Below are 24,080 nucleotides of genomic sequence, written 5' to 3'. Positions count from 1 at the left end.
AATTCTACTGATAGGAGCACACGGTGATCGTCAGGAGGGCGGAAGCCCCCGAGATGCGGCGCCCGGGAAAGATCATCGCCGTCCACGCGAGCTACGCCTCGCGCGCCGCCGAGAGCGGCAGCCGGCCCGCCCACCCCTCGTACTTCCTCAAGCCGTCCAGTTCGGTGGCGGCCTCCGGCGGTGAGGTGGAGCGCCCGGCCGGCACCGAGCGGCTGACCTGCGAGGGCGAGGTGGCCCTGGTCATCGGCAGCACGGCCAGGCGGGTCGGCCGCGAGGAGGCGTGGAGCCACGTGGGCTGGGTGTCCGCGGCCAACGACCTCGGCGTCGCGGAGCTGCGGGCCCAGGACCACGGCTCCCACCTGCGCTCGAAGGGCGGTGACGGCTTCACGCCGCTCGGCCCCCGGCTGATCGACGCCGGCACGCTCGACCCCGCCGCCCTGCGCGTCCGCACCTGGGTCAACGGCGAGCTCGTCCAGGAGGACACCACCGCGGGCCTGCTCTTCCCCCTGGCCCAGATCGTCGCGGACCTCTCCCAGCACCTGACCCTCGAACCCGGCGACGTCATCCTCACCGGCACCCCCGCCGGCCCCCGGACGCTGGCCCCCGGCGACGTCGTGGAAGTGGAGGTGGACGCCCCGACCGCGCCGACGACGCCCAGCTCGGGGCGCCTGCGGACCACCGTGGTCCCCGGCCGGGTGCCCTTCGACGCCTCCCTCGGGGCGCTGCCGGCGCCGCCCGCCCGGCCCGGTGCCCTGAGCCCCGGGCTGCGCGCGAAGCTCCTGCGCACTCCGGTGGCCGGCCTGTCGGCGCAGCTGCGCAAGCGGGGGCTCGACCACGTGTCCATCGACGGCCTGCACCCGCTGACGCCCGGCAGCAGGATCGTCGGGACGGCCCGCACGCTCCGCTTCGTCCCCAACCGCGAGGACCTCTTCGCCGCGCACGGCGGCGGCCACAACGCCCAGAAGCGGACCTTCGACACCGTGGCCGAGGGCGAGGTGCTCGTCATCGAGGCGCGGGGCGAGACCGGCGCGGCGACCCTCGGCGACGTCCTGGCCCTGCGCGCGCACGCCCGCGGAGCCGCGGGCATCGTCACCGACGGCGGGGTGCGCGACGCCGACGCGGTCGCGGCCGTCGGCATCCCGGTCTTCAGCGCCGGGCGCCACCCGGCGGTCCTGGGCCGCAAGCACGTCCCCTGGGACCACGACCTGACGATCGCCTGCGGCGGCGCCACCGTCCAGCCCGGCGACGTGATCGTCGCCGACTCGGACGGGGTCCTGGTCGTCCCGGCGGCCCTCGCCGAGGAGGTCACCGACGCCGCCCTCGCCCAGGAGGAGGAGGACGCCTGGGTCGCCGAGCAGGTCAGGGCCGGCCATCCGGTGGACGGACTGTTCCCGATGAACGCCGAGTGGCGGGCCCGGTACGCGCGGCGGGAGGGCCGGACGTGAGCACGACCGCCGGGGAGAGCAAGTCGCAGGTGGCCTACCGGTGGATCCGCGAACGCATCGCCACCGGCGTCTTCAGCCCGGGCTACCGCCTGGTGCTCAGCTCGCTGGCGGGCGAGCTGTCGATGAGCGTCGTCCCGGTCCGCGAGGCCGTCCGCGCGCTCACCGCCGAAGGCCTGGTGACCTTCGAACGGAACGTCGGCGCGCACGTGGCCCACGTGGACGGCGCCCGGTACCGCTTCACGATGCAGGCGATCAGCATGCTGGAGAGCGCGGCGACGGCGCTGGCCGCTCCCTTCCTGACGCCGGACGACATCGCCCGGGCACGCCAGCTCAACGACGTGGTGCGCCGCGGCCTGCCCGATCTGGACCCCCGGGTCTTCCGGGAGATCAACCAGGCCCTGCACGGCACCCTGTACGCGAGGTGCCCCAACCCGCGGCTGCTCGACATCATCCGGGCCGAGTGGGTCCGGCTGGGGCACCTGCGCGGATCCGCCTCCGGCATCGCGCCGGGCCGGGCGGCCGAGGCGGTGCTGGAACACGAGGCGCTGATCGACCTCATCGAGGGCGGCGCGCTGCCCGAGGACATCGAACGGGCCGCCCGCCGGCACCGCGCCGCCTCCGTCACCGCCGACCTGGCCGCCCGCCACCCGGGCCTGAACCACTGTGACCTCTCCCTCCCCGAAGGAGCGTGAATGCTGCCGCCCCAGACCATCACCGCACTGGCCGCCGAGCTGTCCGAGGCCCACCGGCTGCGAACCGTGGTGCCCAGGATCACCGCCCGGCACCCGGAGGCGACGGTGGAGGACTCCTACGCCGTCCAGAGCGCCTGGCGCGACGAACAGCTCGCGGCGGGCCGCCGCCTGACCGGCCGGAAGATCGGCCTGACCTCCAAGGCCATGCAGTCCGCCACCGGCATCACCGAACCCGACTACGGCGTCATCTTCGAGGACACCGTGCGGGACACCGGCGCGGTCATCGACTTCGGCGAGTTCTCCAACGTACGGGTCGAGGTCGAGCTGGCGTTCCTGCTCGACGCTCCCCTGGAGGGTCCGCACTGCACCCTGGTCGACGTGCTCGACGCCACCAGGTGCGTGCTGCCGGCGCTGGAGGTCCTGAACTCCCACATCGAACTGGAGGGACGCACGATCGTCGACACCATCGCCGACAACGCGGCGTACGGCGCGGTTGTGGTCGGCGGCAACCCCGTCCGTCCGGACGCCGTCGACCTGCGGTGGATCTCCGCCCTGCTGTACCGCAACGAGACCGTCGAGGAGAGCGGCGTCGCGGCCGCGGTGCTCGACCACCCGGCCCGCGGGGTCGCCTGGCTCGCCAACAAGCTGCACCAGCACGGCGGGCGGCTGGAGGCCGGGGAGCTCGTCCTCGCCGGCTCCTTCACCCGGCCCATGTGGGTGTCAAAGGGCGACGTCGTCCTCTGCGACTACGGACCCATGGGAACGGTGTCATGCCGATTCAGCTGACTTCGACGCTCCGTGACCGCCTGGCGTCGGCCGCCCGGCCCCTGGCCGGCATGTGGGTGTGCAGCGGCAGCGCCCTGGTCGCCGAGATCTGCGCGGGCGGCGGGCTGGACTGGCTGCTCATCGACATGGAGCACGCCCCCAACGGGCTGGAGTCGGTGCTGGCGCAGCTGCAGGCGGTCGCGGCCTACCCGGTCGAGGCCGTGGTGCGGGTCCCCGGCGACGACCCCGTGGTCGTCAAGCAGGTCCTCGACCTCGGGGCCCGCACGATCCTGGTGCCGATGGTGAACTCGGCGGCCCAGGCGCGCGAGGTGGTCGCCGCCGCCCACTACCCGCCGCTGGGGCGGCGGGGCGTGGGGTCGGCACTGTCCCGGTCCGCCCGGTGGAACCGGATCGAGGACTACCTGACCGGGGCGGCCGCCCACGTGTCCGTCCTGGTGCAGGTCGAGACCGCCGAGGCGGTGGCGGCCGCGGGCGACATCGCCGCGGTCGACGGCGTCGACGGGGTCTTCGTCGGACCCTCCGACCTGGCCGCGTCGATGGGCCTGCTCGGGCAGCCGAACCACCCCGAGGTGACGGCCGCGGTGCGGAGCGCGATCGCCGACGTCCGCGCGGCCGGTGTCCCCGTCGGCGTCAACGCCTTCGACCCGGCGGTCGCCGACGCCTACGTCGAGGCGGGCGCGTCGTTCCTCCTCGTCGGCGCCGACGTCACCGTCCTCGCCCGTGCGTCGGAATCCTTCGCCGCACGCTTCACCGCCGGCGGCGCCGCCTGACTCCCGCCGCCTGATTCGCACCGTCCGACCTCACCGCCCGACCCACCGCCAGACCACCAGACCGCCCGGCCTGATCGCCCCATCGCGAGAACGGCGGGCCCCCGGTGTCCCGCCCACCCACAGAACCCTCTGACAATCCGCCGTGAACGACGGGAGGAGAGCCGAATGGACCGCATGTCCCTCATGCAGAGTTTCGTCACTGTCGCGAGGATCGGCAGCTTCAGCGGCGCCGCGAAGGTGCTCAACTTCTCGGGCTCGCTCGTCTCCCGTCACGTCGCGGAGCTGGAACGGGAGCTCGGCGTCCGGCTGGTCAACCGCACCGCACGGTCGATCAGCCTCACCGAGCCCGGCATGCGGTACGCCGAGTTCGCCGACCGCATCCTCAAGGAGATCGAGGCGGAGTACGCCAGCATCTCCCACCTCCACGACCGGGCGGAGGGTGTCCTCAGCGTCATCGCCCCCAAATGGCTGGGCAGCCTCGATCTCGGTGACGCGATGGCCGCCTTCTCCATCGCCCACCCCCGGATCTCCGTGCGGTTCGAGCTGGGCGGACTGTCCGACCGGACCCACGACTTCCTCGACAGCGGCTTCGACGTCGCCCTGCACGCACGGGACCTGCGGGACTCCAGCGTCCGGTTGAAGAAGATCGCCACGCTCCCCTTCGTGCTGTGCGCCTCGCCGGACTACGTCTCGCGGCACGGGGCGCCGGCCCACCCCGACGACATCGCCGGCCACGGCTGCGTCGTCCACACCGACGAGCCCCACTGGAGGCTCGGCCGGGGCCGCGCCGCCACCCAGCTGAGGATCCGCAACGTCGTGTACTCCTCCAACTCCTACATCGCGCTGCGCAAGGCCGCGGCCTGCGGCCGGGGCGTGGCGTTGCTGCCCCAGATGGCCGTGAACGACGACCTGTTGTCGGGACGGCTGCGCCCGGTGCTCCCGCAGTTCGGTGTTCCCGAGCGGCCGCTGAACGCGATCTACGGCCCCGGGGACGCCGTTCCCCGCAAGGTCAGCATCTTCCTCGAATTCCTCACCACGTGGTTCGCCGAGTCCGACGCCGAACGCTACGGGGCGGTCGGCTGAGACCGCCGCGCCCCGCGGCGGCCCGCCCGCCCCGGCAGTCCCGGCAGCCCCGCCGGGCGACCCCACCCGCGGCCACCGCCTGCCCGGGCGGCCCTCGCCTCGCCACGGGCCCCGCCCGTCTCCCCCGCGCACCGAAGACCAGGAGTCCCGATGTCCCTGTTCGAACCCGCACGGCAGGACCCGCCACCCGGCACCGACCTGCACGGCCACCCCGCGCACGAGCCCCTGCGCCGCACCGCGCGCCGCCTGCGACGCCGGCTGCTGGCGGTCAACGGGGTCACGGCGCTCGCGGTGTTCCTCCTCGCCCACACCGCGAAGCAGAGCATGGCGACCCCGCTGCTCAGCGGGTGCACCCTCGGGATGCTGCTCCTCGGCGGCCAGGCGGCCACCATGCTGGTCTCCGCCGTCGGCTACGACCGCGCCTGCGCCGCCCGCTGCGACCGGCACGTCGACGCCATGGTCTCCGCCACCCGGCAGCACGGCCCCGGACCGGCGAGACCGTGAACGACCACACCGTCCTCGCCGCCGGCGGTTCCGCGCTGATCACACCGCTGACCGGATTCCTCCTCGTCATCAGCCTGTGCTTCATGCTCTGCCTGATCGCCGGCGTGGCCAACGACAAGGTCGCCGACTTCTACGCGGCCGAACGCTCCCTGCCCACGACGCGCAACGCCCTCGCCCTCTGCGGGGACCTCATTCCCGCGACCGCCCTGCTCAGCCCGATCGGCACGGTCGCCCTGAGCGGCTACGACGGCATGGCGGCGGCCACCAGCGCGAGCGCGGCCATGGTCGTCCTCCTCGTCCTGGCGGAACCGCTGCGGAACACCGGCCGCTTCACCCTCGGGTCGGTCCTGGCCACCCGCACCAGCAGCCGGGCGGCGCGGATCGCCGGCGCGGTGACGACGGTCGCGGTGTGCGTCCCGCTGACGGTCGTCCAGCTGACGGTCGCCGGCGAGGCCACCGCGTACGTCCTGGGGTCCCGGACCCCGGGCACCGCCCTGGCCTGCACGGTGCTCGGCGGACTGCTGATCGTCACCTTCTCGGCGTTCGGCGGCATGCGCGGGACCAGCACGATCCAGGCCGGCAAGGCACTGCTCGTCCTCGGTGTGGTCACCGCCGTGGCCGTCACCGCCACCGCCGGGCAGCACCGGACCCTCACCGAGCTGTTGGCGCACGCGGCCGCCGGAGCGGGCGGGCCCCGTCTCTTCCACGCCCCTGGCCTGCGCTTCGGCGACACCACGACGGGCACCCTCGACCAGTTCTCGCTCTGCCTCACCCTGGCGGTCGGCTCGGCCGTCCTGCCACCCCTCCTCATGCGCGTCGGCGCCTCCGTGAACGGCCGCTCCGCACGGCGTGCCGCGAGCCGGGCGACCGTCATGATCACCCTCTACTACGGCGCGATCGTGCTGCTCGGGCTGGCGGCGGCCGCCGGGGTCGGCGCCCGCGCGATCACCGCCGACGACCCGCAGGGCAACTCCGCCCTGCTCCTCCTCACCAACGCCCTCGCCCACGGGACGAGCGGCCGGATCCTGTTCACCGCCGTCGCCTGCGCGGTGTTCGTGACCTCGCTCGCCTCCGTGGCGGGGCTCACCCTGGCCGGCGCCGCCGCCCTGTCCCACGACGTCTACGCCGGGGCCCTGCGCCGCGGCGACGCCACCGACGGACGGGAACTCGCCGTCGCGCAGTGGGCCATCGTCGTGCTCGGCGTGGTCAGCGTCCTGGCGGCGGTCCTGCTGCACGGATGGAGCGTCCTCTTCCTGGCGTCCTTCGCCACCGCGGCGGCCGCGTCGGTGATCCTGCCGGCCCTGGTGTACACGCTCTTCTGGCGGGGCTTCTCCCGGACGGGGCTGCTGTGGACCCTCTACGGTTCGCTGACCTGCTGCCTGCTGCTGCAGGTCTTCGGGCCGACCGTCTCGGGGCAGCCGTACTCGCTCCTCCCCGGCGCCGACTTCCACTGGTTCCCGCTGCGGAACATCGCCCTGGTGACCGTGCCCGTCGGATTCCTCCTCGGCTGGGCCGGCAGCCGCCTCCGGCCGGGCACGCCCGCCGAGCGCACCGCCGCCCGCCGGGCGGAGACCACCATGCTCACCGGGGCCCGATAGCCCGAGCACGCGCTCCCCCGGGCCCGGTCCCCGGGCTCGCCCACTCCGCAGGCCCACCGACCGTCCGCCGCCCTCCGCCCGCCGCGCGGCGGGCGGAGGGCGGAGGGCGGAGGGCGGCACTCCCTCAAGCCGGCCGTCGAGGTTTCCGTCGTGAGGTCGCCCTCGCCCTGCCCCGTCCGCTCGGGGCGGGGCAGCACCGTTCCCGCACGCCCCTCCGCGGCCGCCGCCCGCCCATCCCGGAACACCCGGACGAGGAACCGACCTTGAACAACCCTGCCGACGCCGACCGGCCACCGCCCCGCACCCGGGTCGAACGGAACGCCCTCATCAACCACCGTCCCGCACCCGTCGTCGACCTCCACCTGCCCACCGCGGCCGGACCGCGGCTCCCCCTCGTCATCGACGTCTCCCGGCACGCACACCCGGCGGCCCTGGCCGAGACCGCCGGACGCTGGGCACCGATGCTGGCCGCGCACGGCCTGGCCGTGGCCGCCGTCCGCGAACCCGCCCCGGCACACCGACACGACGCCCTGCAGACGATTCGCGCCCTCGTACGGCTGCTGCGCAGCGGCAGCACCACGACCGGCCCGGCCACCGACCGGATCGGCCTCTTCGGCTCCGGTGACGGCGCCTGTCTCGCGGCCCTCACCGCCTACGGGACGGCCGACCTCCGCTCCCGCGTCCAGGCGGTGGCCGGCATCGGCGGTTCCTGGGGCGCGGACCTCTCCCCCGGCCCGGCCCACCGCCGCTCGCGCACCGCCCCGCGCCGCCACCCCGACGCCGAAGTCCTGCACCAGGTCAGCGAGATCGCGCTGGCCACCGGGAACGACGTGCCGCTGCTCGTGGTCCACCCGTTGGACGACCCGGAGCTCCCCGCCGAACACGGCATCCGCTTCGTGCAGGTGGTGAGCGCCGCCGGCGGGCGCGCCTCCGTCCTGCTCGCCGACACCGAGAACCGCCCCGGCCCCGACGACACCGCCGCGGCGGTGGCGGCCTTCTTCCACCGCGCCCTCGCCGACCCGCCCGAACCGGTCCGGCCCACCCACCGCTGACCGCGAAACCCCCGCCGTCCGACCGTCAGGGCCGGACCGGGGGTTTCGTCCTGCCCTCGAAACCCCCGGTCCGGCCAGAGGCCCGGGCCCGCCCGCGCGAGCCACGTCCGGTCTCTCCCCACCGACCGCCACCTGACCGCCACCGGCGCGGCCGGGCCCGTGGCCGTCGTAGGCGTCCCCGGCCCACCGGACGGCCTCGGCGCTCTACTGCTGAGTCCGGTCGTCGCAGCCGCGGCCGGCGGCCCGAACACCGCGGTGGCCGGAGGGTTCCCGGACGAGGTGCGGCCGCCGGGCGGGGCCGTCAGCTCGTCGGCCCTGCCCGGCGGCCGTACCGGGCCGTCAGCTCTCGTCGGCCACCGCGACCGGCACCGCGGCCTGCGCGGGCACGGACGCGGCCGCCACCTGCTGGGGGGCCTGCCGACGGACACCGATCAGGACCAGACCGACCCCCGCCGCGACCAGCAGGCCGAAACCGCTGATCAGGGCGCACACGTGCAGGGCGTCCGTGAAGCTGGCGCCGTAGGCCGACATCGCCTGTCCGGTCGCCGCGGGGGTGTCGAGCCGCAGGAAGGCGCCCGCCTGGATGCCCACGTGCGAGACCAGGCCCTCCACCTTGCCCTGGGCGGCGGGGTTCAGCCCGGACGCGGCGAGGTGCCCGGGCAGGGCGGCCAGCGTGCGGTCGGTGAGGACGGCGCCGAAGACGGCGGGGCCGAGTGCGCTGCCGATCTGACGGAGCGCGCTGTTCGCCGCGCCCGCCGTACCGGCGAGTTCACGCGGGACGCTGTTCATCGCGATGGTGGTGATCGGGGCGATCGCCAGGGCTATGCCGGTGCCCAGGACGGCGATCAGCAGCGCCGCGGTCGTCGTGTCGGTCGACGCGTGGAAGAGGCACACGCCGAGCGCCCCGACGCCACCGACGACGAGCCCCGTGATCAGGACCAGGCCGGGGCTGGTGCGGTTCATCAGCCGGCCGACGAAGGGGCCCACCAGCACGGTGATGCCGTTGAGGGCCAGCAGGCGCAGCCCGATGTCGAGGGTCGAGGCGTGGTGGACCAGCCCGAAGTACTCGCTCACCGCGAAGACGAGGCCGACCTGCGCGAAGAGGGTGGCCGCCATGATGAACGCGGCGCCGGAGAAGCCCCGGGAGGCGAACAGGCGCATGTCCAGCATCGGGGCGGGCGAGCGCAGTTCCACCAGGACGAAGGCGAGGAATCCGGCGGCGGCCACCACGAACGCGACGAGGGCCTTCGGCGTGGTCCAGCCGGCGCTGCCGCCCTCGATGACCCCGTACACCAGTCCGGTGATGGCGACGACGGCGAGGAGCTGTCCGGGCACGTCCAGGTGGCGGGTGCGCGAGGCCCCGGTCTCCTCCAGGAGGAAGATGCCGACGACCGCGACGACCGCCCCGATGACCAGTGCGGGGAGGAAGATCCAGCGCCAGCTGAGGTGCTCGACGATCACGCCGTTGATGACGGGCCCGAGGGTCAGGCCGAGCCCGAGGGAGGCGGTCCACAGGGCGATCGCACGGGCCCGCCGGCCGTGGTCCGGGCAGACGTGGTTGATCAGGGCCAGCGTCGCGGGCAGCAGCGCCGCGGCCCCGACACCGGTGAGCGCCTGGCCGACGCAGACGAGGGCGACGTTCGGCGCCAGCAGGCACACCAGGGAGCCGAGGCAGAAGAGGGTCAGGCCCGCCGTGTAGACCTTCTTCCGGCCGTACCGCTCGCCGAGCACGCCGCAGGTCAGCAGCAGCGCCGCCGTCGGCAGGATGAACGCGTCGGTCACCCACTGGAGTTCGACGGTGGAGGCGTCCAGGGCCCGCTGGATGACCGGCAGGGCCACCGAGACGCCGACCACCGGCAGGTAGGCGGCGAACACACCGAGACAGGCCAACAGGATGGTCACGTCGGCCTTCCGGGCAGCGCTCGACGTGGGAGCGGGCCGCGACGAGGCGGATGAAGCCGTTGCAGGCATGGATACCTCTAACGATGGTTGCGGAATGAGAAGTGCGCCGGCTGCAGGAGTGCAGGGACAGGCCTGACCGCTGCGGCGTGCGCAAGCCATCCGGGGTGGGGGCTCGGGCACCGTATCCCGGCACGGCTCCGCTGGGATGACCTCGGGAGCGCAAGATAAGTTGAACGAATCTGCAGGCAGCGGCGGTTTGCGGGCGGTTTCCCGGGGACTACGATCCACCTGTCACGACCGGTCGCCGTGGGCACCGGTCCGGGCCCGCACGGGAGCGCCGGCGAGTGTTCCGTCCCGTGTGACGGCCCGAGTACGCGACGGTCTTCGTCACCGCGTCGGCTCCCGTCGAGGGCGCCGTCGTCGCTGCGTCGGCTCTCACGCCGGCGCCGCCCGGTTCTCGCCCCCGCCCGTTGCCCGTTGCTCCGGCGGCCCCGCCGCAGCCGGCTCCGCGCGGCGCGGCCGGAGTCTCACGGCCGGAGTCGCGCCCGCGGCCGTCCGACCGGGACGGGACCGCTTCGCCGATCACCTACACAAGGAGAGCGTCCATGCCGGAACGTCCGGTCCGCAGGCCCCGCAAGCCGTACACCGCGCACGTGGTGCGCACCGAGCGGATCACCCCCCACATGCAGCGCGTGGTGCTCGGCGGGGAGGGGCTCGCCGCGTTCACCGCGGGCACCTGCACCGACCACTACGTCAAGATCCTGTTCGGCGCCGACGGCGTCACCTACCCCGAGCCCTTCGACCTGGAACGGATCCGCGAGGACCTCCCCCGCGACCAGTGGCCGGTGACCCGGACCTACACCGTCCGCGCCTGGAACCCCGAACTGCGGGAACTCACGATCGACTTCGTCGTCCACGGCGACGAGGGCCTGGCCGGCCCCTGGGCCGTGCGCGCCCGGCCCGGCGACACCGTCCGCTTCATGGGCCCCGGCGGCGGCTACACGCCCGACACCACCGCCGACCGGCACCTGCTCGCCGGCGACGAGAGCGCCCTGCCCGCCATCGCCGTCGCGCTGGAGTCCCTCCCCCGCGACGCCGACGTCCACGCCTACGTCGAGATCAGCGGCCCCGAGGAGGAGCAGAAGATCGACACCACCGCCCAGGTCCACTGGCTGCACCGCGGCGAGCGCCCGGTCGGCGAACTGCTCACCGAGACCCTCCGCGCACTGGACTTCCCCGCCGGCCGGGTGCACGCCTTCGTCCACGGCGAAGCCGGCTTCGTGAAGGACCTGCGCGCCCTCCTGCGGGTGGAGCACGGCATCCCCCGCGAGGACCTCTCCGTCTCCGGCTACTGGCGGCTCGGCCACGACGAGGACGGCTGGCAGTCCTCCAAGCGCGCATGGAACGCCCAGGTCGAAGCGGAACAGGAGACCGTTCCGTCCTGAGCCGGTCACCCGTCCACCCCGTCCACCCCGGCCCGCCGGGCCACCTGCCGTCCCATGGCCGCCGCCGGGCGCCGGAGTACCCGGGACGCCAGCGGCCGGGGTGGACGGGGTGGACGGTGCGCCGGGCCGGCCGGGGTGCACGGGTGGTCGTAGATCGCGGGAGCGCTCCCACCAGGTGTTGCCCAAGGCGGCGGAAGGCGCAAGAAAACTTCTCGTGCGTCAGGGATTACGCCGAGGCCGTGGCTTGGCTACGCTCGACCCCGATCGCGGGAGCGCTCCCACGTTCATCTCGACCGTCCTGGATTCTCTCCCACCCGAGAGCACGCGGAGAACACCCATGAGCACCCCCGAGCCCGTCCGGCGCGCCGCCCCCTCCCCCGACGGCCGCGCCACCGAAGAGCAGCCCGGAGCACCCCGGCGCCGCCGTACCGCCCTGCTGACGCTGGCCGCCGGAGCGACTGCCGCGGCCGTCCTGCTGGCCACCCAGACCGGCGCCGGCGCCGCGGTCCAGGGCAGCCTGGCCGGCGGAACGCAGTTCTACAAGGACCCTGCCTCCAAGGTCGTCAAGTGGGTCGCCGCCAATCCGAACGACTCCCGGACCTCGGTGATCTCCAAGCGGGTGGCCAGCCAGCCGCAGGGCATCTGGTTCGCCAACTACCGCCCTGACACCGTCACTTCTGATGTCCGGACGATCACCACGGCGGCCGCCGGAGCAGGCCAGGTACCGGTGCTGGTGGTGTACGAGATCCCGAACCGCGACTGCGGCGGCGCCTCCGCCGGCGGCGCGCCCGACCTCGCCTCGTACGACGCCTGGGTGGCCAAGTTCGCGGCCGGCCTCGGCAGCGGCCCCTCGCTGGTCGTCCTGGAGCCGGACTCGATCGCCCTCACCACCTGCCTGTCCGCCCAGCAGCAGGCCGACCGCTTCGCCTCGCTCTCGCGGGCCGGCGCCACCATCCACGCCGCCGCTCCCAACGCGAAGGTCTACCTGGACGGCGGCCACTCCACCTGGAACAGCGCCGCCACCCAGGCCGACCGGCTGCGCAGCGCCGGGATCCTGGCCAACGCCAACGGCTTCTTCACCAACGTCTCGAACTTCAACACCACGGCGGGCGAGGTCGGTTACAGCAAGTCGGTGCTGTCCGCCCTGGGCAACCCCGGCAACCTGCACGCCGTCATCGACACCAGCCGCAACGGCAACGGCCCGGCGGGCGGCGGCGCCTGGTGCGACCCGGCGGGCCGGGCGATCGGCAACTACCCGACCGCCGCCACCGGTGACGCCGCGATCGACGCCTTCCTCTGGGTGAAGCCCCCGGGTGAGGCCGACGGCTGCGCCGCCGCCGCGGGCACCTTCTCGGCGGACGTCGCCTACCAGCTGGCGGCCAACGCGGCGGACCCGAGCCCCCAGCCGACGGCCACGCCGACCGCCACCGCGACCCCGACGGCGACGCCCACGGTGACCACGACGCCCACCGCGACCCCGACCGCCACCGCGACCCCCACGGCCGGCGCCGCCGCCTGCTCGATCGCCTACCGGACCAACACCTGGAGCACCGGCTTCACCGCCGACGTCACGGTCAAGAACACCGGCACCGGCCCGATCGGCAGCTGGACGCTCAAGTGGACCTACGGGGGCGACCAGAAGGTGACCGGCTTCTGGAACACCAAGATCACCCAGTCGGGCGCGGCCGTCACCGCCACCGACCTCGGCTACAACGGCACCCTCGCCGCAGGCGCCTCGACCGCCTTCGGCTTCCAGGGCACCTACAACGCCGCCAACCCCACGCCCACCGCGTTCACCCTGAACGGGGCTGCCTGCACCGCCGTCTGACGCCCGGTCCGACGCACACCCGGTGAATGCCGCCGGCCGGAGACCCTCCGGCCGGCGGCTTCAGCACGCCGCGCACTCGGTCGCCGCCGGCCGCATCCTCGATGCCTGCTGGCCCTGGCCGGATTGAGTGGACACAACGCTGTTCCGACCCCGGACGATCGGCCGGACATCCGAGGTCCGTGTCCGCCGGCGCCAATCATCACAAAGGGTTCCCGGAGCGGGGCGACCAAGAGCTGTCTCTGCCCTGAGCAGATGACTTGAGACGACCAGCCGGCCCACAGTGGGACACGGAGGCGAGCATGAGCTACTCGGTCGCGGCCGGAGCCTCCCGCTCCCTCAGGCGCTGCTCGTACCGAGAGGGCGCATCGAGTATCCAGGACCACGACTCGTACTCGTCGACGGGTCCCACCCGGTCGGCGCCGTCGATACAGCGCGGATCGTCCCGCTCGGCCAGTCCGTAGACGGCCCAGATCCGGGTCTGCTGGCGATCGTGTATGCCTCCGCGAAGCTGAACGCACTCGCGCAGCGTGGGCACTCCACTCGGCCGAACAGATGCCGGATGCCCTCGGCGAGTTGCAACTGCCCGTCACGGACAGCCGTGGCGTGCATCCATCGCCCCGGGTCGGCGAGTTCCTCAGCCGACGCGGGCCGCAGCGCACGTCGATCGATGTCGCCCAGATCCCAGTCGCGGACCGCCGAGTAGCAGCCGTAGTCGCCGACGGCCACGGTCACCTCCACGCTGCAATGCGGGCAAGTCACGGCGTAGAAGTCGTCGGTGAAGTCCTCCAGAGCAACACACCAGTGGTACTGCCCTTCGAGCGCGAGGAGGTCGCACAAGACCCGGTTGTAGTCGGCGGGACCCGCCCGGAGCTGCTGGTCCACCAGTTCCCGCAGAGCGCTTCAGCCCCTGGATCATTGCGGGACAGGCATGAGCCGCCGCTTGCCCCGATGAGCAGCTGACCGTCAGCCGTGCCCGCCGAGGCATCGAACCGGCGGTCGAATCAGCTCGGGCTTCGTCTTGATTCTCGGGGGAAGGCATCGAGCCACTGGTTGAATCGCGGTCCGTCGTGGCGCGCGCCGTCGAATTCTCCGGTGACCCAGCCGATGCACGTGGGGCGTTCGCCGGTGTCGGATGCGCAGTACTCCTCGATCGCGGCCCTGACCTGTGCGAGTGGCAGGGCGCTGGCTGGTTCGTAGCACTCGCCGGAGCCCGGATCCGCTATCAGTTCGGGCCCCGAACAGGCCGGGTCCGGGTTGTCGGAGAGCCAGAAGAAGTCGTACATTCCGCCGGTCTGCACGCTGGACCACCAACTGAGGGCCCCGTAGCCGCTTCGCTCGTCCGCTGTGACGCGAAGGTATGCACTGGGGCTTCGGGCGTCCGGCTCACTGACGGTGAACCAGGCCTGAGTGGCGGCGGAGTGGACGCCGGGAGAGACTTCCTGCGGTGTGATCGACCGGAAAGCCTCCGAGATGAGGCCGACAATGTCATCCGGGCGCGTCGGACGGTACTCGTCGCCCGCTATGTTCACTCGGAGAATCAACGCCCACCCCCGGTGCGCTTCCTTGTTCCCAGGATCTCTTCCTCGATCAATTCACCCTCCTCGTCAAGCCGGTGGACGACCGGCCGGCGCCCGGACAACCGCTGTCGGCGGTGGCCGTCGCCATCCCTTGATCAGCAAGAACCGGAGTGTCTCAGGCCCCACCGACACGCCTCCACCGCCGGGCCGCCTGGAGAAGCGGGACACCCCTTGGGCGACATCCCACCCACTGCCGCAACGGTTGGCGCGATGCTCGCCATGAACGCCTCGGCGTGGGTGATGCTGCAGGACAACCGCTGCGGCCTCCCGTCGTGCAGGAGCCTTCTCGCGCGGCGTGCAACTCAGAAGTTCTTGGCTCGCTTGACTCCCGGCACCTCGTCCCGTGACCATTGCCCCGACCGACCAGGAGGGTCATTGAGGCGAGCGAAGTGGATACCGCGTCTGTCGACGCGTGCGCGCCTCGTCGTGTTGGCCGTGCTCTGCGCGGCGGTTGCCGAACTGGTTCTTCGGACCTGGTGGCTGCCGTCCCAATGGCGTGCCTACGACGCCCCGGCGGACGGTCAGGCCCTGGTGAGTGCGGACGGCAGAAGCATCATCCTCACCGTCAACTGGCAGTGCGAAGAGGAACCCGAGCTGGTGGCGCACGAGAGCGCCGACCACGTCGACGTTCTTCTTCATCGCAGGGCGTTCAAGGGGCCCACCTACCAGTGCCCCGAGAACGCCGTGGGCTCAGCGCTGATCAGCACGCACCTCAGCACGCCCCTCGCCGCCCGGTCGCTCCTTGACGTCGTCGCCGGCCGGCCCGTCGCCTACTTCGACGGTCGCGACCTGGCGCAGCCGTCCTACCTCCCCCCTGGTTACGGCGATCCTGCGCACAATCCGTCCCCGGGCTCAGCGGCACCTGCTGCGGAGGGACCGAGCTGGACGACTGGCTACCGGCCGCGCCAGGGCGGCCCCGCGCTTGTCATCACCCAGACCCGCCTGGCGACACCGGCTCCGGAGCCGAGCCGGCCACAAGCCACGGTCGACGGACACGCCGCCGGCTTCAGTGAGTCACCGACGTCCAAGGACCGCTCGATCACCTGGTCCGACGGGGCCTACACCTTTGCCGTCTCAAGCCGGCCCGCGTCGCTCCCTGACCAGGAACTGCTTCGGGTGGCAGAGGGACTGCGACGCTCCTGACCACGCCTCCGGGGACACCGTCACGGTCCGGCCGGCGATGCGACGGGGGGACGTCGCCCTCCCGGACGCTACCCCGTCGGCACACGGCACCCGTTGCGGGATCCGACGGGAAGACACCTCGGGCACTGTCCGGGGGCGAGGGTCACCCACAGGGTGCGCCTCTCGCCCCCGGACAGCAGGCCCGCGGCCTGCCCGCGGCCGCGCGATGTGCGCTCCCCCGGGCCCAGTGGCACCCGCGGCCGCGCACGACCGGCAGGTCCGTCACCGGTGCGCGTTCAGGCGTTCGGGTCCCATTCTGCGAGCTGCTCCATCGGCTCGGTGTCGCCGATGGTCTCCAGGACGTCGAGCGGGACGCGGGCGTAGAAGTAGAGGACCAGTTCGCTCGCTGCGCCTCGCATCACCAGGTCGCCCGGCTCCGCGTCGGCGGCGAGGTCGTCGCAGCGGACGCCGTCGCCGTCGAGGGTCAGGCGCCAGGAGCCGCCCTCGGTCGCGTGCAGGTCGATGGTCGCCGGCTTGAACGGCCAGGGGACGGTCGTCGCCGAGACGGTCGTCAGGAACTCGTCGACGCCCTCGACCGCGACGTCCGTCGACAGCGGCTCTGCGGCCCCCAGGGTGAGCTGGACGTCGTAGGTGTGGACGGCGAACTCCTGGATCTGGTGCCGGGCCAAGGCTCCGCTGGTCTCCGGGGCCTGCGACCGGCCCCACCAGGTCCAGCAGCCGCGGTCCGGGCCGGCCTCGCGCATCGCGTCGAGCATGAGCCCGGTCGACTCGGCGAGCCAGGCGTCCAGGGCTTCGCGGTCGCGGGGCGCGGTCGGGGCGCCCTTCGGGTCCGTCCTCGCCGGGGGCTCGGCACCCGGGCCCGCCGCGACGATGGCGGCCTGGCGGCGGCGGCCGTCGCCGAGGTGCTGCGCCAGTTCGCGCAGCGTCCAGTCCGGGCAGCTCGGGACCTGGACGTCAAGGTCGGGGGCCGACGCGATCGCGGCGCGGAAAGCGGCCGAGCGATCCTCGATCAGCCGCAGGACCTCGGGAAACTCCAAGATGTTTTGCACCCCGGTTGTGTATCACGGCCCTCCGGCCGCCCGGTAGCGAATTTGTCGCGAACGCGTCGACGGCCGGAGCGTCAGGCAAAGGAATGCGACGGCGCGGACGGCCGGCGGGCCGGGACGGCCCTGCCGTCCCACACCGCCAGGACGTCGGCCCCGCCCATGAAGCCCCGGCCCTCCCAGGCCGCCACCTCGGGCCGCGGAGCGCCGGCGTGCTCCGGCAGCGCGATCAGGGCGTCGTACGGCTCGGGGCGGCGGGGTTCGCCCCCGTCCTTGGGGAACGCAGCCGCGCCCTTTGCGGACAGGCTGTTCGCCGCTGGACGGTCCGCACTACGACTGGGCGATTCAGCAGGCCAAGGGCTGGTTGGAGGTGACCGTCGCGTGGGAGGGCGGCAGGCGTGCCGTCGAGGTGTACGACCCGGTTCGTCTCGCACAGTCGGTGGCCGTCGAGTTGAACCGACTCGGTCACTTCACCGCCAGGGACCTGCTGGTGGTCCCGAGTGTCACGCGGGAGCACGTCGAAGCTGCCGTGTCCGCGATCGCGGACGAGGACTTCTTCCGTCGGAGGTGACGCGGCGGGACGACGCCGGCGGCGCCGTCCCGCGACCGATCCGCCGGGCCGGTGGTTCCACCGGCGCAGGTCGGCTCGTCACTCGTAGCGGTACTTCAGCGAGTCCGCCTCCGCCCGCTCGACGTCGGCGATCGTCAGCTCCGGCAGACGCAACTGGGCCAGCGTCACCTCGGCCGAGGTCGGCTGGGCGTCCGCCGGCAGCCACTGCTCCGGCTTCCAGGCTCCGCTGCGCAGCAGCGACTTGGGGCAGTGCGGGTACACCTCCTCGATGCCCAGCACCAGCGCACTGGCCGGTGGCTTGCCGACGGCGGTGAGCTGTGAGAGCAGCTCCGGGCGGGTGGAGACGCAGGCCCGGCCGTTCACCCTGAGCGTGGTGGTGCGCCCCGGGATGACGAAGAGCAGCCCGGCCCGTCCGGTGGCGACCACGTTCTGCAGGGTGTCCAGACGCTTGTTGCCGGTCGCGTCCGGTATCGCCACCGTGCGTTCGTCCAGCACGGTGACGAACCCGGCGGGGCCGCCGCGCGGGGAAACGTCGCAGTTTCCCTCGGCGTCCGTGCTGGCGACCAGGACCAGCGACGAACAGCCGATCAACCGCTTCGTCTGCTCGGTGAGTTCGGTCATCTGCTTGCGCATGGCCGTCTCCTTGGGCAGTTCGTAGACCCGGCGCAACGCGTCCTGATCGGGCACGGCGTCGAGGCGGAGCGAGTCGAAGGCACTGCCGGCCAGGGGTGTCGTCATGCCACCGACCCTAACGGGCCGGTCTCGGACCGATTCCGGGCCGGTCGGTGCGGGGACGCGGGGACGGTCAGTCGGCGTAGACGGTGCCGGGCGGCGGGGTCCGGCCGGTGAGGAGGTAGCTGTCGATGGCGTCCCTGGTGCGGGCGGCGCCACGGGCCAGGTAACTGGTGTGCCCGTCGCCCTCGCGGGTCACCAGCACGCTGGAGGGCAGTCGGCCCGCCAGGTGGACGGCCCACGGGTACGCCGTCGAGGGGTCGTGGGTGGCGTTGGTGATCAGGATCGGTGGTGCGTGCCGGACGACGGCCGGCCGGGGCGGGTTCACCACCGGCGCGGGCCAGCCGACGCAGCCCGTGAGGATGGTCCAGGACTGGGACGCTCCGCCGAGCCGGGGAGCGACCGTCCGGCCGATCCCCTGCAGTCGCTGCAGGTCGGCCAGGGTGCGGATCGGCGTCGGCCAGTCGAGGCACTCGATCGCGATCGCGCTGCCGTTCGCCTCCCCGTCGGCCGGGCCGGTGGCGAGCGGGGACGAGAAGGCCGAGGCGTCGCCGTTCCGTGCCTGCTCCAGGGCGAGGGCCAACTCGCCCCGGCGGGACGGGAACAGCAGCCGGCCCTGGAGGTTGAGCCGGATGTCCTCACCGGTCACGGACGGCCGGCAGTCGCCCGACCGGACGCAGTCCGGCGCCGGGATCGGCGTGCGGTCGGCGGCCGCCACCAGCTCGTCGAACAGCCGCCCCACGTCGATGCCGTGGAGTGCGCAGGTGAGGTCCTGCGCACACCAGTCGACGAACCTCCGGAAGGAGTCCTCGTAGGCCCGCGCCTCGTCCTTGAACAGGGTGGTCGTCGCCAGCGAGTGGTCGAGTGCGCCGTCCAGGGCCAGCGTCCGGATCCGGTCGGGGAAGAGTGCGGCGTACGTCGCGCCGAGTTGGGAGCCGTACGACAGGCCGAGGTAGTTGAGTGCTCCCTGGCCGAGTGCCCGGCGCAGCACCTCGACGTCCCGCGCGGCGCTGACGGTGTCCAGGTGGTCCAGCAGGGGCCCGGTGAGCCGGCGGCAGCTGCGGCCCAGTTCGCGGTTCCGTTCGACCAGGCGCTGGAACCCGGCCTCGTCGGCCGGGAACAGCGAGACCTGGCGGTTGAGCAGTTCCGGGTCGCAGCGGACCGGGCTGCTGAGTCCGACGCCGCGCGGGTCCAGGCCGATCAGGTCGAAGTGCTCCCGGGTGGCGGCGGAGAACAGGCCGGCGCCGAGGGACTCCGCGTACACGAGTTCGGTCCCGGAGCCTCCGGGACCGCCGGGGTCGAAGAAGAGGCTGCCGACGGGGTGTGCGCCGGTCGCCGGGAGGCGGTCCACCGTGACCGTGGTCTTCGCTCCGCGGGGGTCGGCGTAGTCCACCGGTACCTGGACGGAGGCGCACTGCAGTCCGTCCGGCGCGCCGGGGAACGGGCAGGCCGTCCAGTCCAGGCGCGGGGCCGGGAGTTCGTCGGCCGCCGCGGCGGCAACGGCAGTGGCGGTGGAAGTGGCGGCCGACGCGGGGCCGTTCGCAGCGGCGGCCGCGGTGGGCAGCACCAGGGTCGCGGCGAGCAGCGCCACCGTGGCGGCGACGCCGGTCGTCCGGGCGGCCCGGCCCGGGTACGGCGGCCTGCCCGCCCGCACCGGGCGGGTCCGGCGGGGCCGCTCGCGGGCGGGCGGGTCGTGCGGTGATGTCGTCATACCGCCCACCCTCCCGCAGCCGGCCGGGCCCGGTCCCTGGAGCCAGCAGCACAGTTGGGGGTGGGGCCTGCCCCACCCCCGTGGGCCGGAACGCGCCGGGGCGGGGCCGCTCGCCACGCCGGCGCCGGTCCGGACGGAGCGTCAGTCCGGCCTGCGTCCTTCCCCTTCGGCGCACCCGGCCCGTGAACTTCGATCATCCTGTTGCACCCATTGTGATGGATGTGTCACCGCGGGTTTCGGCCGGAGCGGGCCGATGAGATCAAATGGGCCCCATGAGCCTGGCTTCAATCACCGTGGTCGTCTGCTGTGTCGGCGCCTCGATCCTCCTTCTGGTCCTCATGGTTCGTTACGTTCCGCAGCGCTGGCGGGAGGGATCCAGCCTCAAGGACGGCGTCGAGCACTTCTCGACCCTCAACCGGACGTTGTTCAGCTTCATCCTGGCTCTTTCGATCGTCTCGGCCGGCACCAGTCTGAGCAAGGCAGGCGACGAGGTCAGCAACGAAGGTGCGAGCCTCGTCAACCTCTACTGGGCGACGCGGCCGCTGCCGGACGCCTCCCGCTCGGAGGTCCGCGACCTGACGCGCCGGTACACGGTCACGGTGATCGACGAGGAGTGGCCGGCGATGGCCACGGGCGGGACCAGTGCCCGGGCGCAGGAGTTGTACGACACCTTGCGACGGGTGCTGCAGGACACGTCGGGCGACTCCAAGCAGGAGCAGACCTTCGCGCGGGACTCCCTGCTGGCCCTGCGGGACGTGGGGGACGCCCGGCGGGCCCGGATGCTGGCGGTGTCCCAGGAGGTGCCCAACTACCTGTGGATCGGCCTGATCCTCTCGGGAATCCTCCTGGTGGCCGCCGCCGCCCTGCAGATCCAGGACCTGACCTGGCCGGGAATCGTCGGAATCGGCGGCCTCGCCCTGCTGGTGTCGGGCGTGCTGACCATGCTGTCAGCCATGAACCACCCCTTCAGCGGGGGGATCCACGTGGAGCCCGACGCGCTGAGATTCGCCTTGGGCCGGTTCTCCGTCATCTGACCGGGCGTCCCGCCCCTGATGCCAGGGATCAGGGGCGGGACGCCCGGTCGGGCGTCCCGCCGTTGAGGTGCCCGGACGTCCGGCCGTTGAGGCACCCAGACGTCCGGCCGTTCGGGCTCAGGCGTCCGGCAGCGGGGCGCGCAGCAGGGCGAGTGCCTCCTCGACCCGGCCGTACTTGATCATCCGTTCGGCCAGCTGGGACCGGCTCCACCCGGTCCGGGGCACCGACAGCAGAACGGCGAACGCCTCCTCCTCCCGGCCGTCCTCGCACAGCATCCAGGCCCGGTAGGAGTCCAGCTTCTGCTCGGCGTCGCGGTCGCCCTGCGTCCGGGGTGCGAGTTCGTCCAGCAGGGCGAGTGCCTGCGCCACCCGCCGGTCGTCGGCCAGCCGGTCCAGGACGTTGCACAGCAGGCCGTTGCTGTCCCACGGGTCGAGTGCGGAGCGGACAGCCGCGACCGCCTCGTCGATCCGCCCGCTCCTGCTCAGGACGGAGAAGAGGACGCCGGCCCTGGCTGCGCCGGACAGCCCCGCCGCGAGGTCGACGGCCTCGTCGACCCGGCCCTCCCCGGCGAGTTCGGCGGCAAGGGTCCGGATCGCGTACTCCGCGTGGCCGCGCCGGGTGTCGTCCGTGATGAAGGCCAGCAGTTCCGCCCGGCGGCCCTGGCGGACGAGCAGCCGCGCGTACTCCTTGACCTCGCCGCCGCGGACGCTGCCCCGCATCGCGTCGATGCGTGCACGCAGCAGCCGCGCCGCCTCGTCGCCCCGGCCCTGACGGTCCAGCACCTGGCACAGGGCGAGCGCGAGCGTCGACCCCCTGTCGGACCCCCACCGCGTCGCGGGCTCGGCGAGCAGGGCTTCGAGCAGCCCGGCGATCTCGACGTCGCGGCCGTGGCCCGCGGTGACCTCGACCAACGTCCGCAGCGTCCAGGTGTCCGCCAAGTGCGGGCGCAGCACGGCGAACGCCTCGTCCACCCGGCCGTGCCGCGCCGCCGCTCGCGCGTACGCGATCCGGGCGTCGCACGCGCTCTCGCCGCCCAGGTGTCCGCCCAGGAGCGTCAGTGCCTCGTCGATCCGGCCCTGGGCCTCCAGCAGTCCGGCGGCGACCTCCGCGGGCCGCCACCGGCCGGTGGCCAGGTGGGGGGCGATCAGCTCCTCGGCGGCCGCCCGGTCGCCGCGGGCCTCCGCTTCCTCGGCCAGGGCCAGCGAGCACTCCCACTCGCCCTGCGCCGCGGCCGCCCGGACCGGCTCGGGGTGCCCGTGTTCGAGCAGCAGGCGGGCGTAGGTGTGGGTGAGACCTGATCCGCGGGGGCGGGAGGCGCTTCGTTCCGGTTCAGTGACGTTCTGCACGACCGCACCGTACCCACCGCCGCCGACATCCCCGGGCCACCGCGAGCCGCCCGCCTCCGGCGGGAGCCGGCGAGCACTACGGTGAGGGCGATCCGTCCTGCCCGGATCCGCTCGGTCCGGATCCGGTGGCCGGATCCGCCCTGTCCTGCCACACCGACCCCGGCCGCCCGGCCCCGCCCGCCCTGTCCCGTCCCCGTCCCCGTCCCGTCCCGTCCCGTCCCGTCCCGTCCGAGGGAGACCAGCCGATGACCACCGCCCGGCCAGCCGAACCGGCGGACGCCGACGAAATTCTGCGGCTGCGCATCGCCGTCCGCGACGGCGGCCCGCTCACCGAGCACTGGCAGGGCGTCTTCCGCGACGACCTGCGCGCCCGCCTGGGCACCGATCCCGACCTGCTCGCCTACGTCGTCCCCGCCGACGGCGGACTCGTGGCCTGCGCCATCGGCCTGGTGCACCGCGGTTACCGTGGTCCGGCCCACCCCACCGGCAGATGGGGGAGGATCCACACGGTGGCCACCGATCCCCTCCACCAGCGGCGCGGTCACGGCCGCGCCGCCACCACCGCCCTCGTCGAGGCCCTCAAGGACGCCGGCTGCGGCTCCGTCGAACTCCGGGCCACCGAGGCCGGTGCCGGCCTCTACCGCGCCCTCGGCTTCGAGCCCGTCGGCGGCTTCATGGCGCTGCGGCCCGGCCCGGGTGGGTGGGTCCGGTGAACGGCTCCGTCCGCTCCCCCGCCCACCGGCACCTCGACGCGGCCCACCGGGGCCCGGGCGCCGCAGGGGGCGGCCGCCCCGGCCGGGCCGCTCAGCGGTGCACCAGGACGGCGGTGGGACGGCCGGCCGCGTCCAGGACCGGGATCAGGCGGTACCCGTCGGCGTCGACCAGCATCACCAGCGCGGGACCGCCCGCCTGCCGGTCGGGGAGCATCAGCCAGCCGTCCGCGAACTCCGCCCCGGCCGGGCCCTCCGCGGGCCGGCCGGACGTCGCCCGGTCCAGCAGGGCGGCCCGCCCGGCCGCACCGAGGGCGTGCAGCATCAGGACGCCCGAGTCGGTGTCCACCCGGTCACCGTCCTCGCCCGCCGCCACCGGCGGGGTGTCGCCGTGGTGCAGCAGCAGGGCGACGACCGACGGGCGCCGCGGGTCGGCGTCCAGCACGAGGTAGGCGACGCCGGCGCCGAAGCCGAAGGCGTCGCCGCCCTGGCCGTCCTCCAGCCAGCACTCACCGCTGCCGGCGAGGTCGAGCGACCCGGCGCGGCGCAGCCGCCACGGTCCGGCCACCTGCTCCCCCCGGTCGAGGGCGGGCAGGGCGTCGAGCAGCGCGGGCAGGAAGTCCATACCGTTGCGGACGCGGCCGGCCACCGGTCCGGTTCTCCCCGCCGACGGCCACCGGTCCGGTCCCCCGGCCGACGGGATCGCGGGCCCGGCCCGCCGGTGCGGGCCGCCGCACTGGTCCGGATGGCACGCTGCGGGTGCGGCCGCCCGGTTCGGCAGCCACGGTGGGGGGATGAACTTCGTCGTCGTGCTGGAGCTGGACGTGCCGACCAACGTGCGGGTCCTCGGGTCCGACCGCGCACCCGCGGATCCGCAACACCCGGTGCGCCGCGTGCACGCCGTACCCGCCGACGTCTCGGAGGCCTGCGGCCCCCTCACGCTGTGCGGCCTGGACACCGGCGGGATGACGATCGCCCCGCACCGGCCCGGCGACCCGGACCAACCCTGGTGGCCTCGGCGCTGGCACGCCTGCAGCCTCTGCCAGACCGCCCGCCCGGGCCCGCAGCCGGCCACCGCGGCGGCGGCGAACACCGAGACGGCGAACG

The 24,080-nt window shown here is 73.7% G+C and carries 23 protein-coding genes; 15 read left to right on the top strand and 8 right to left on the bottom strand.

All coding sequences use genetic code 11. From position 1 onward, the window contains the following. The first annotated feature begins 23 nt into the window (after window positions 1–23). From IE329_RS00740 to IE329_RS00705, 8 genes are all read left to right on the top strand, one after another. Window positions 24–1,445, top strand: coding sequence for a fumarylacetoacetate hydrolase family protein (locus IE329_RS00740; RefSeq protein ID WP_229927056.1), 1,422 nt, complete (start codon window positions 24–26; stop codon window positions 1,443–1,445). Beyond that, window positions 1,442–2,137 carry a GntR family transcriptional regulator gene (locus IE329_RS00735; RefSeq protein WP_190208751.1) on the top strand — a complete coding sequence of 232 codons (696 nt, stop codon included), beginning with the start codon at window positions 1,442–1,444 and terminating at the stop codon, window positions 2,135–2,137. The genes IE329_RS00740 and IE329_RS00735 overlap by 4 nt, the downstream gene beginning before the upstream one ends. Beyond that, window positions 2,138–2,923: an FAA hydrolase family protein gene (locus tag IE329_RS00730; RefSeq protein WP_190208750.1), complete on the top strand. Its 786-nt coding sequence runs from the start codon at window positions 2,138–2,140 to the stop codon at window positions 2,921–2,923. Continuing rightward, the gene (locus tag IE329_RS00725) at window positions 2,908–3,693 is read left to right on the top strand and encodes an HpcH/HpaI aldolase family protein (protein WP_190208749.1); all 786 of its coding nucleotides are present in this window, start codon (window positions 2,908–2,910) and stop codon (window positions 3,691–3,693) included. Before IE329_RS00730 ends, IE329_RS00725 begins: the two co-directional genes overlap by 16 nt. Window positions 3,694–3,858: 165 nt before the next feature. Further along, window positions 3,859–4,776 (top strand): LysR family transcriptional regulator, encoded by a 918-nt coding sequence (locus tag IE329_RS00720; RefSeq protein ID WP_190208748.1) that lies wholly within the window; start codon window positions 3,859–3,861, stop codon window positions 4,774–4,776. Window positions 4,777–4,926: 150 nt separating this feature from the next. Beyond that, the gene (locus IE329_RS00715; RefSeq protein ID WP_190208747.1) at window positions 4,927–5,280 is read left to right on the top strand and encodes a DUF485 domain-containing protein; all 354 of its coding nucleotides are present in this window, start codon (window positions 4,927–4,929) and stop codon (window positions 5,278–5,280) included. Continuing rightward, window positions 5,277–6,878, top strand: a complete 1,602-nt coding sequence (locus tag IE329_RS00710) for a sodium:solute symporter family transporter (protein ID WP_190208746.1) — start codon at window positions 5,277–5,279, stop codon at window positions 6,876–6,878. Before IE329_RS00715 ends, IE329_RS00710 begins: the two co-directional genes overlap by 4 nt. Before the next feature lie 263 nt (window positions 6,879–7,141). Then, window positions 7,142–7,930 carry an alpha/beta hydrolase family protein gene (locus IE329_RS00705; protein ID WP_190208745.1) on the top strand — a complete coding sequence of 263 codons (789 nt, stop codon included), beginning with the start codon at window positions 7,142–7,144 and terminating at the stop codon, window positions 7,928–7,930. A 339-nt stretch (window positions 7,931–8,269) separates the two neighbouring features. Here IE329_RS00705 and IE329_RS00700 read toward each other — a convergent pair whose 3' ends face one another. Next, window positions 8,270–9,901: a DHA2 family efflux MFS transporter permease subunit gene (locus IE329_RS00700; protein ID WP_190208744.1), complete on the bottom strand. Its 1,632-nt coding sequence runs from the start codon at window positions 9,899–9,901 to the stop codon at window positions 8,270–8,272. 536 nt (window positions 9,902–10,437) lie between these two features. Here IE329_RS00700 and IE329_RS00695 point away from each other — a divergent pair. Then, on the top strand, window positions 10,438–11,277 hold the full coding sequence (locus IE329_RS00695; RefSeq protein WP_190208743.1) for a siderophore-interacting protein: 840 nt from the start codon (window positions 10,438–10,440) through the stop codon (window positions 11,275–11,277). 337 nt (window positions 11,278–11,614) lie between these two features. Continuing rightward, a complete protein-coding gene (locus IE329_RS00690) occupies window positions 11,615–13,105 on the top strand; it encodes a glycoside hydrolase family 6 protein (protein ID WP_190208742.1) in 1,491 nt (496 codons plus the stop codon). 336 nt (window positions 13,106–13,441) lie between these two features. Here the strand turns inward: IE329_RS00690 and IE329_RS00685 are convergent, their stop codons facing one another. Continuing rightward, entirely contained in the window at window positions 13,442–13,987 is a 546-nt protein-coding gene (locus IE329_RS00685) for a hypothetical protein (protein ID WP_190208741.1), read from the bottom strand. Between the two features lie 119 nt (window positions 13,988–14,106). Further along, a complete protein-coding gene (locus tag IE329_RS00680; RefSeq protein ID WP_190208740.1) occupies window positions 14,107–14,634 on the bottom strand; it encodes an Imm1 family immunity protein in 528 nt (175 codons plus the stop codon). A 423-nt stretch (window positions 14,635–15,057) separates the two neighbouring features. Between IE329_RS00680 and IE329_RS00675 the strand changes: the two genes are divergently transcribed. After that, window positions 15,058–15,825 (top strand): hypothetical protein, encoded by a 768-nt coding sequence (locus IE329_RS00675; protein ID WP_229927055.1) that lies wholly within the window; start codon window positions 15,058–15,060, stop codon window positions 15,823–15,825. Between the two features lie 275 nt (window positions 15,826–16,100). Here the strand turns inward: IE329_RS00675 and IE329_RS00670 are convergent, their stop codons facing one another. Next, window positions 16,101–16,874 (bottom strand): maleylpyruvate isomerase family mycothiol-dependent enzyme, encoded by a 774-nt coding sequence (locus tag IE329_RS00670; protein WP_190208738.1) that lies wholly within the window; start codon window positions 16,872–16,874, stop codon window positions 16,101–16,103. 289 nt (window positions 16,875–17,163) lie between these two features. On the opposite strand from IE329_RS00670, the gene IE329_RS00665 reads away from it, so the two are divergent. Beyond that, window positions 17,164–17,439 (top strand): hypothetical protein, encoded by a 276-nt coding sequence (locus IE329_RS00665; protein WP_190208737.1) that lies wholly within the window; start codon window positions 17,164–17,166, stop codon window positions 17,437–17,439. 78 nt (window positions 17,440–17,517) lie between these two features. On the opposite strand, the gene IE329_RS00660 is transcribed toward IE329_RS00665, so the two are convergent. Both IE329_RS00660 and IE329_RS00655 read right to left on the bottom strand, forming a co-directional pair. Next, entirely contained in the window at window positions 17,518–18,177 is a 660-nt protein-coding gene (locus tag IE329_RS00660; RefSeq protein ID WP_190208736.1) for an MSMEG_1061 family FMN-dependent PPOX-type flavoprotein, read from the bottom strand. 67 nt (window positions 18,178–18,244) lie between these two features. Further along, window positions 18,245–19,882 carry an alpha/beta hydrolase gene (locus tag IE329_RS00655; protein WP_190208735.1) on the bottom strand — a complete coding sequence of 546 codons (1,638 nt, stop codon included), beginning with the start codon at window positions 19,880–19,882 and terminating at the stop codon, window positions 18,245–18,247. Window positions 19,883–20,154: 272 nt separating this feature from the next. On the opposite strand from IE329_RS00655, the gene IE329_RS00650 reads away from it, so the two are divergent. Then, window positions 20,155–20,916, top strand: a complete 762-nt coding sequence (locus IE329_RS00650; protein WP_190208734.1) for a bestrophin-like domain — start codon at window positions 20,155–20,157, stop codon at window positions 20,914–20,916. A 117-nt stretch (window positions 20,917–21,033) separates the two neighbouring features. On the opposite strand, the gene IE329_RS00645 is transcribed toward IE329_RS00650, so the two are convergent. Beyond that, window positions 21,034–22,263, bottom strand: coding sequence for a hypothetical protein (locus IE329_RS00645; protein ID WP_190208733.1), 1,230 nt, complete (start codon window positions 22,261–22,263; stop codon window positions 21,034–21,036). 245 nt (window positions 22,264–22,508) lie between these two features. Between IE329_RS00645 and IE329_RS00640 the strand changes: the two genes are divergently transcribed. Then, the gene (locus IE329_RS00640) at window positions 22,509–22,976 is read left to right on the top strand and encodes a GNAT family N-acetyltransferase (RefSeq protein WP_190208732.1); all 468 of its coding nucleotides are present in this window, start codon (window positions 22,509–22,511) and stop codon (window positions 22,974–22,976) included. Window positions 22,977–23,067: 91 nt separating this feature from the next. Here the strand turns inward: IE329_RS00640 and IE329_RS00635 are convergent, their stop codons facing one another. Beyond that, a complete protein-coding gene (locus IE329_RS00635) occupies window positions 23,068–23,622 on the bottom strand; it encodes a hypothetical protein (protein WP_190208731.1) in 555 nt (184 codons plus the stop codon). Window positions 23,623–23,767: 145 nt separating this feature from the next. Between IE329_RS00635 and IE329_RS00630 the strand changes: the two genes are divergently transcribed. Continuing rightward, on the top strand, window positions 23,768–24,080 hold a 313-nt coding region (locus IE329_RS00630), incomplete at its 3' end, for a hypothetical protein (protein ID WP_229927054.1).

It is taken from the genome of Kitasatospora indigofera (genome assembly GCF_014655955.1).
Lineage (GTDB): Bacteria > Actinomycetota > Actinomycetes > Streptomycetales > Streptomycetaceae > Kitasatospora > Kitasatospora indigofera.
The sequence above is the reverse complement of the archived record's forward strand: the minus strand, read 5'-3'. Positions and strand labels throughout refer to the sequence as shown.

What these genes read in the sequence shown, in the direction of transcription:
- IE329_RS00725 (WP_190208749.1), top strand. Translation starts at nt 2,908, where the DNA reads ATGCCGATTCAGCTGACTTCGACGCTCCGTGACCGCCTGGCGTCGGCC.
- IE329_RS00715 (WP_190208747.1), top strand. Translation starts at nt 4,927, where the DNA reads ATGTCCCTGTTCGAACCCGCACGGCAGGACCCGCCACCCGGCACCGAC.
- IE329_RS00690 (WP_190208742.1), top strand. Translation starts at nt 11,615, where the DNA reads ATGAGCACCCCCGAGCCCGTCCGGCGCGCCGCCCCCTCCCCCGACGGC.
- IE329_RS00720 (WP_190208748.1), top strand. Translation starts at nt 3,859, where the DNA reads ATGGACCGCATGTCCCTCATGCAGAGTTTCGTCACTGTCGCGAGGATC.
- IE329_RS00660 (WP_190208736.1), bottom strand. Translation starts at nt 18,177, where the DNA reads ATGACGACACCCCTGGCCGGCAGTGCCTTCGACTCGCTCCGCCTCGAC.
- IE329_RS00655 (WP_190208735.1), bottom strand. Translation starts at nt 19,882, where the DNA reads ATGACGACATCACCGCACGACCCGCCCGCCCGCGAGCGGCCCCGCCGG.
- IE329_RS00640 (WP_190208732.1), top strand. Translation starts at nt 22,509, where the DNA reads ATGACCACCGCCCGGCCAGCCGAACCGGCGGACGCCGACGAAATTCTG.
- IE329_RS00730 (WP_190208750.1), top strand. Translation starts at nt 2,138, where the DNA reads ATGCTGCCGCCCCAGACCATCACCGCACTGGCCGCCGAGCTGTCCGAG.
- IE329_RS00700 (WP_190208744.1), bottom strand. Translation starts at nt 9,901, where the DNA reads ATGCCTGCAACGGCTTCATCCGCCTCGTCGCGGCCCGCTCCCACGTCG.
- IE329_RS00650 (WP_190208734.1), top strand. Translation starts at nt 20,155, where the DNA reads ATGAGCCTGGCTTCAATCACCGTGGTCGTCTGCTGTGTCGGCGCCTCG.
- IE329_RS00695 (WP_190208743.1), top strand. Translation starts at nt 10,438, where the DNA reads ATGCCGGAACGTCCGGTCCGCAGGCCCCGCAAGCCGTACACCGCGCAC.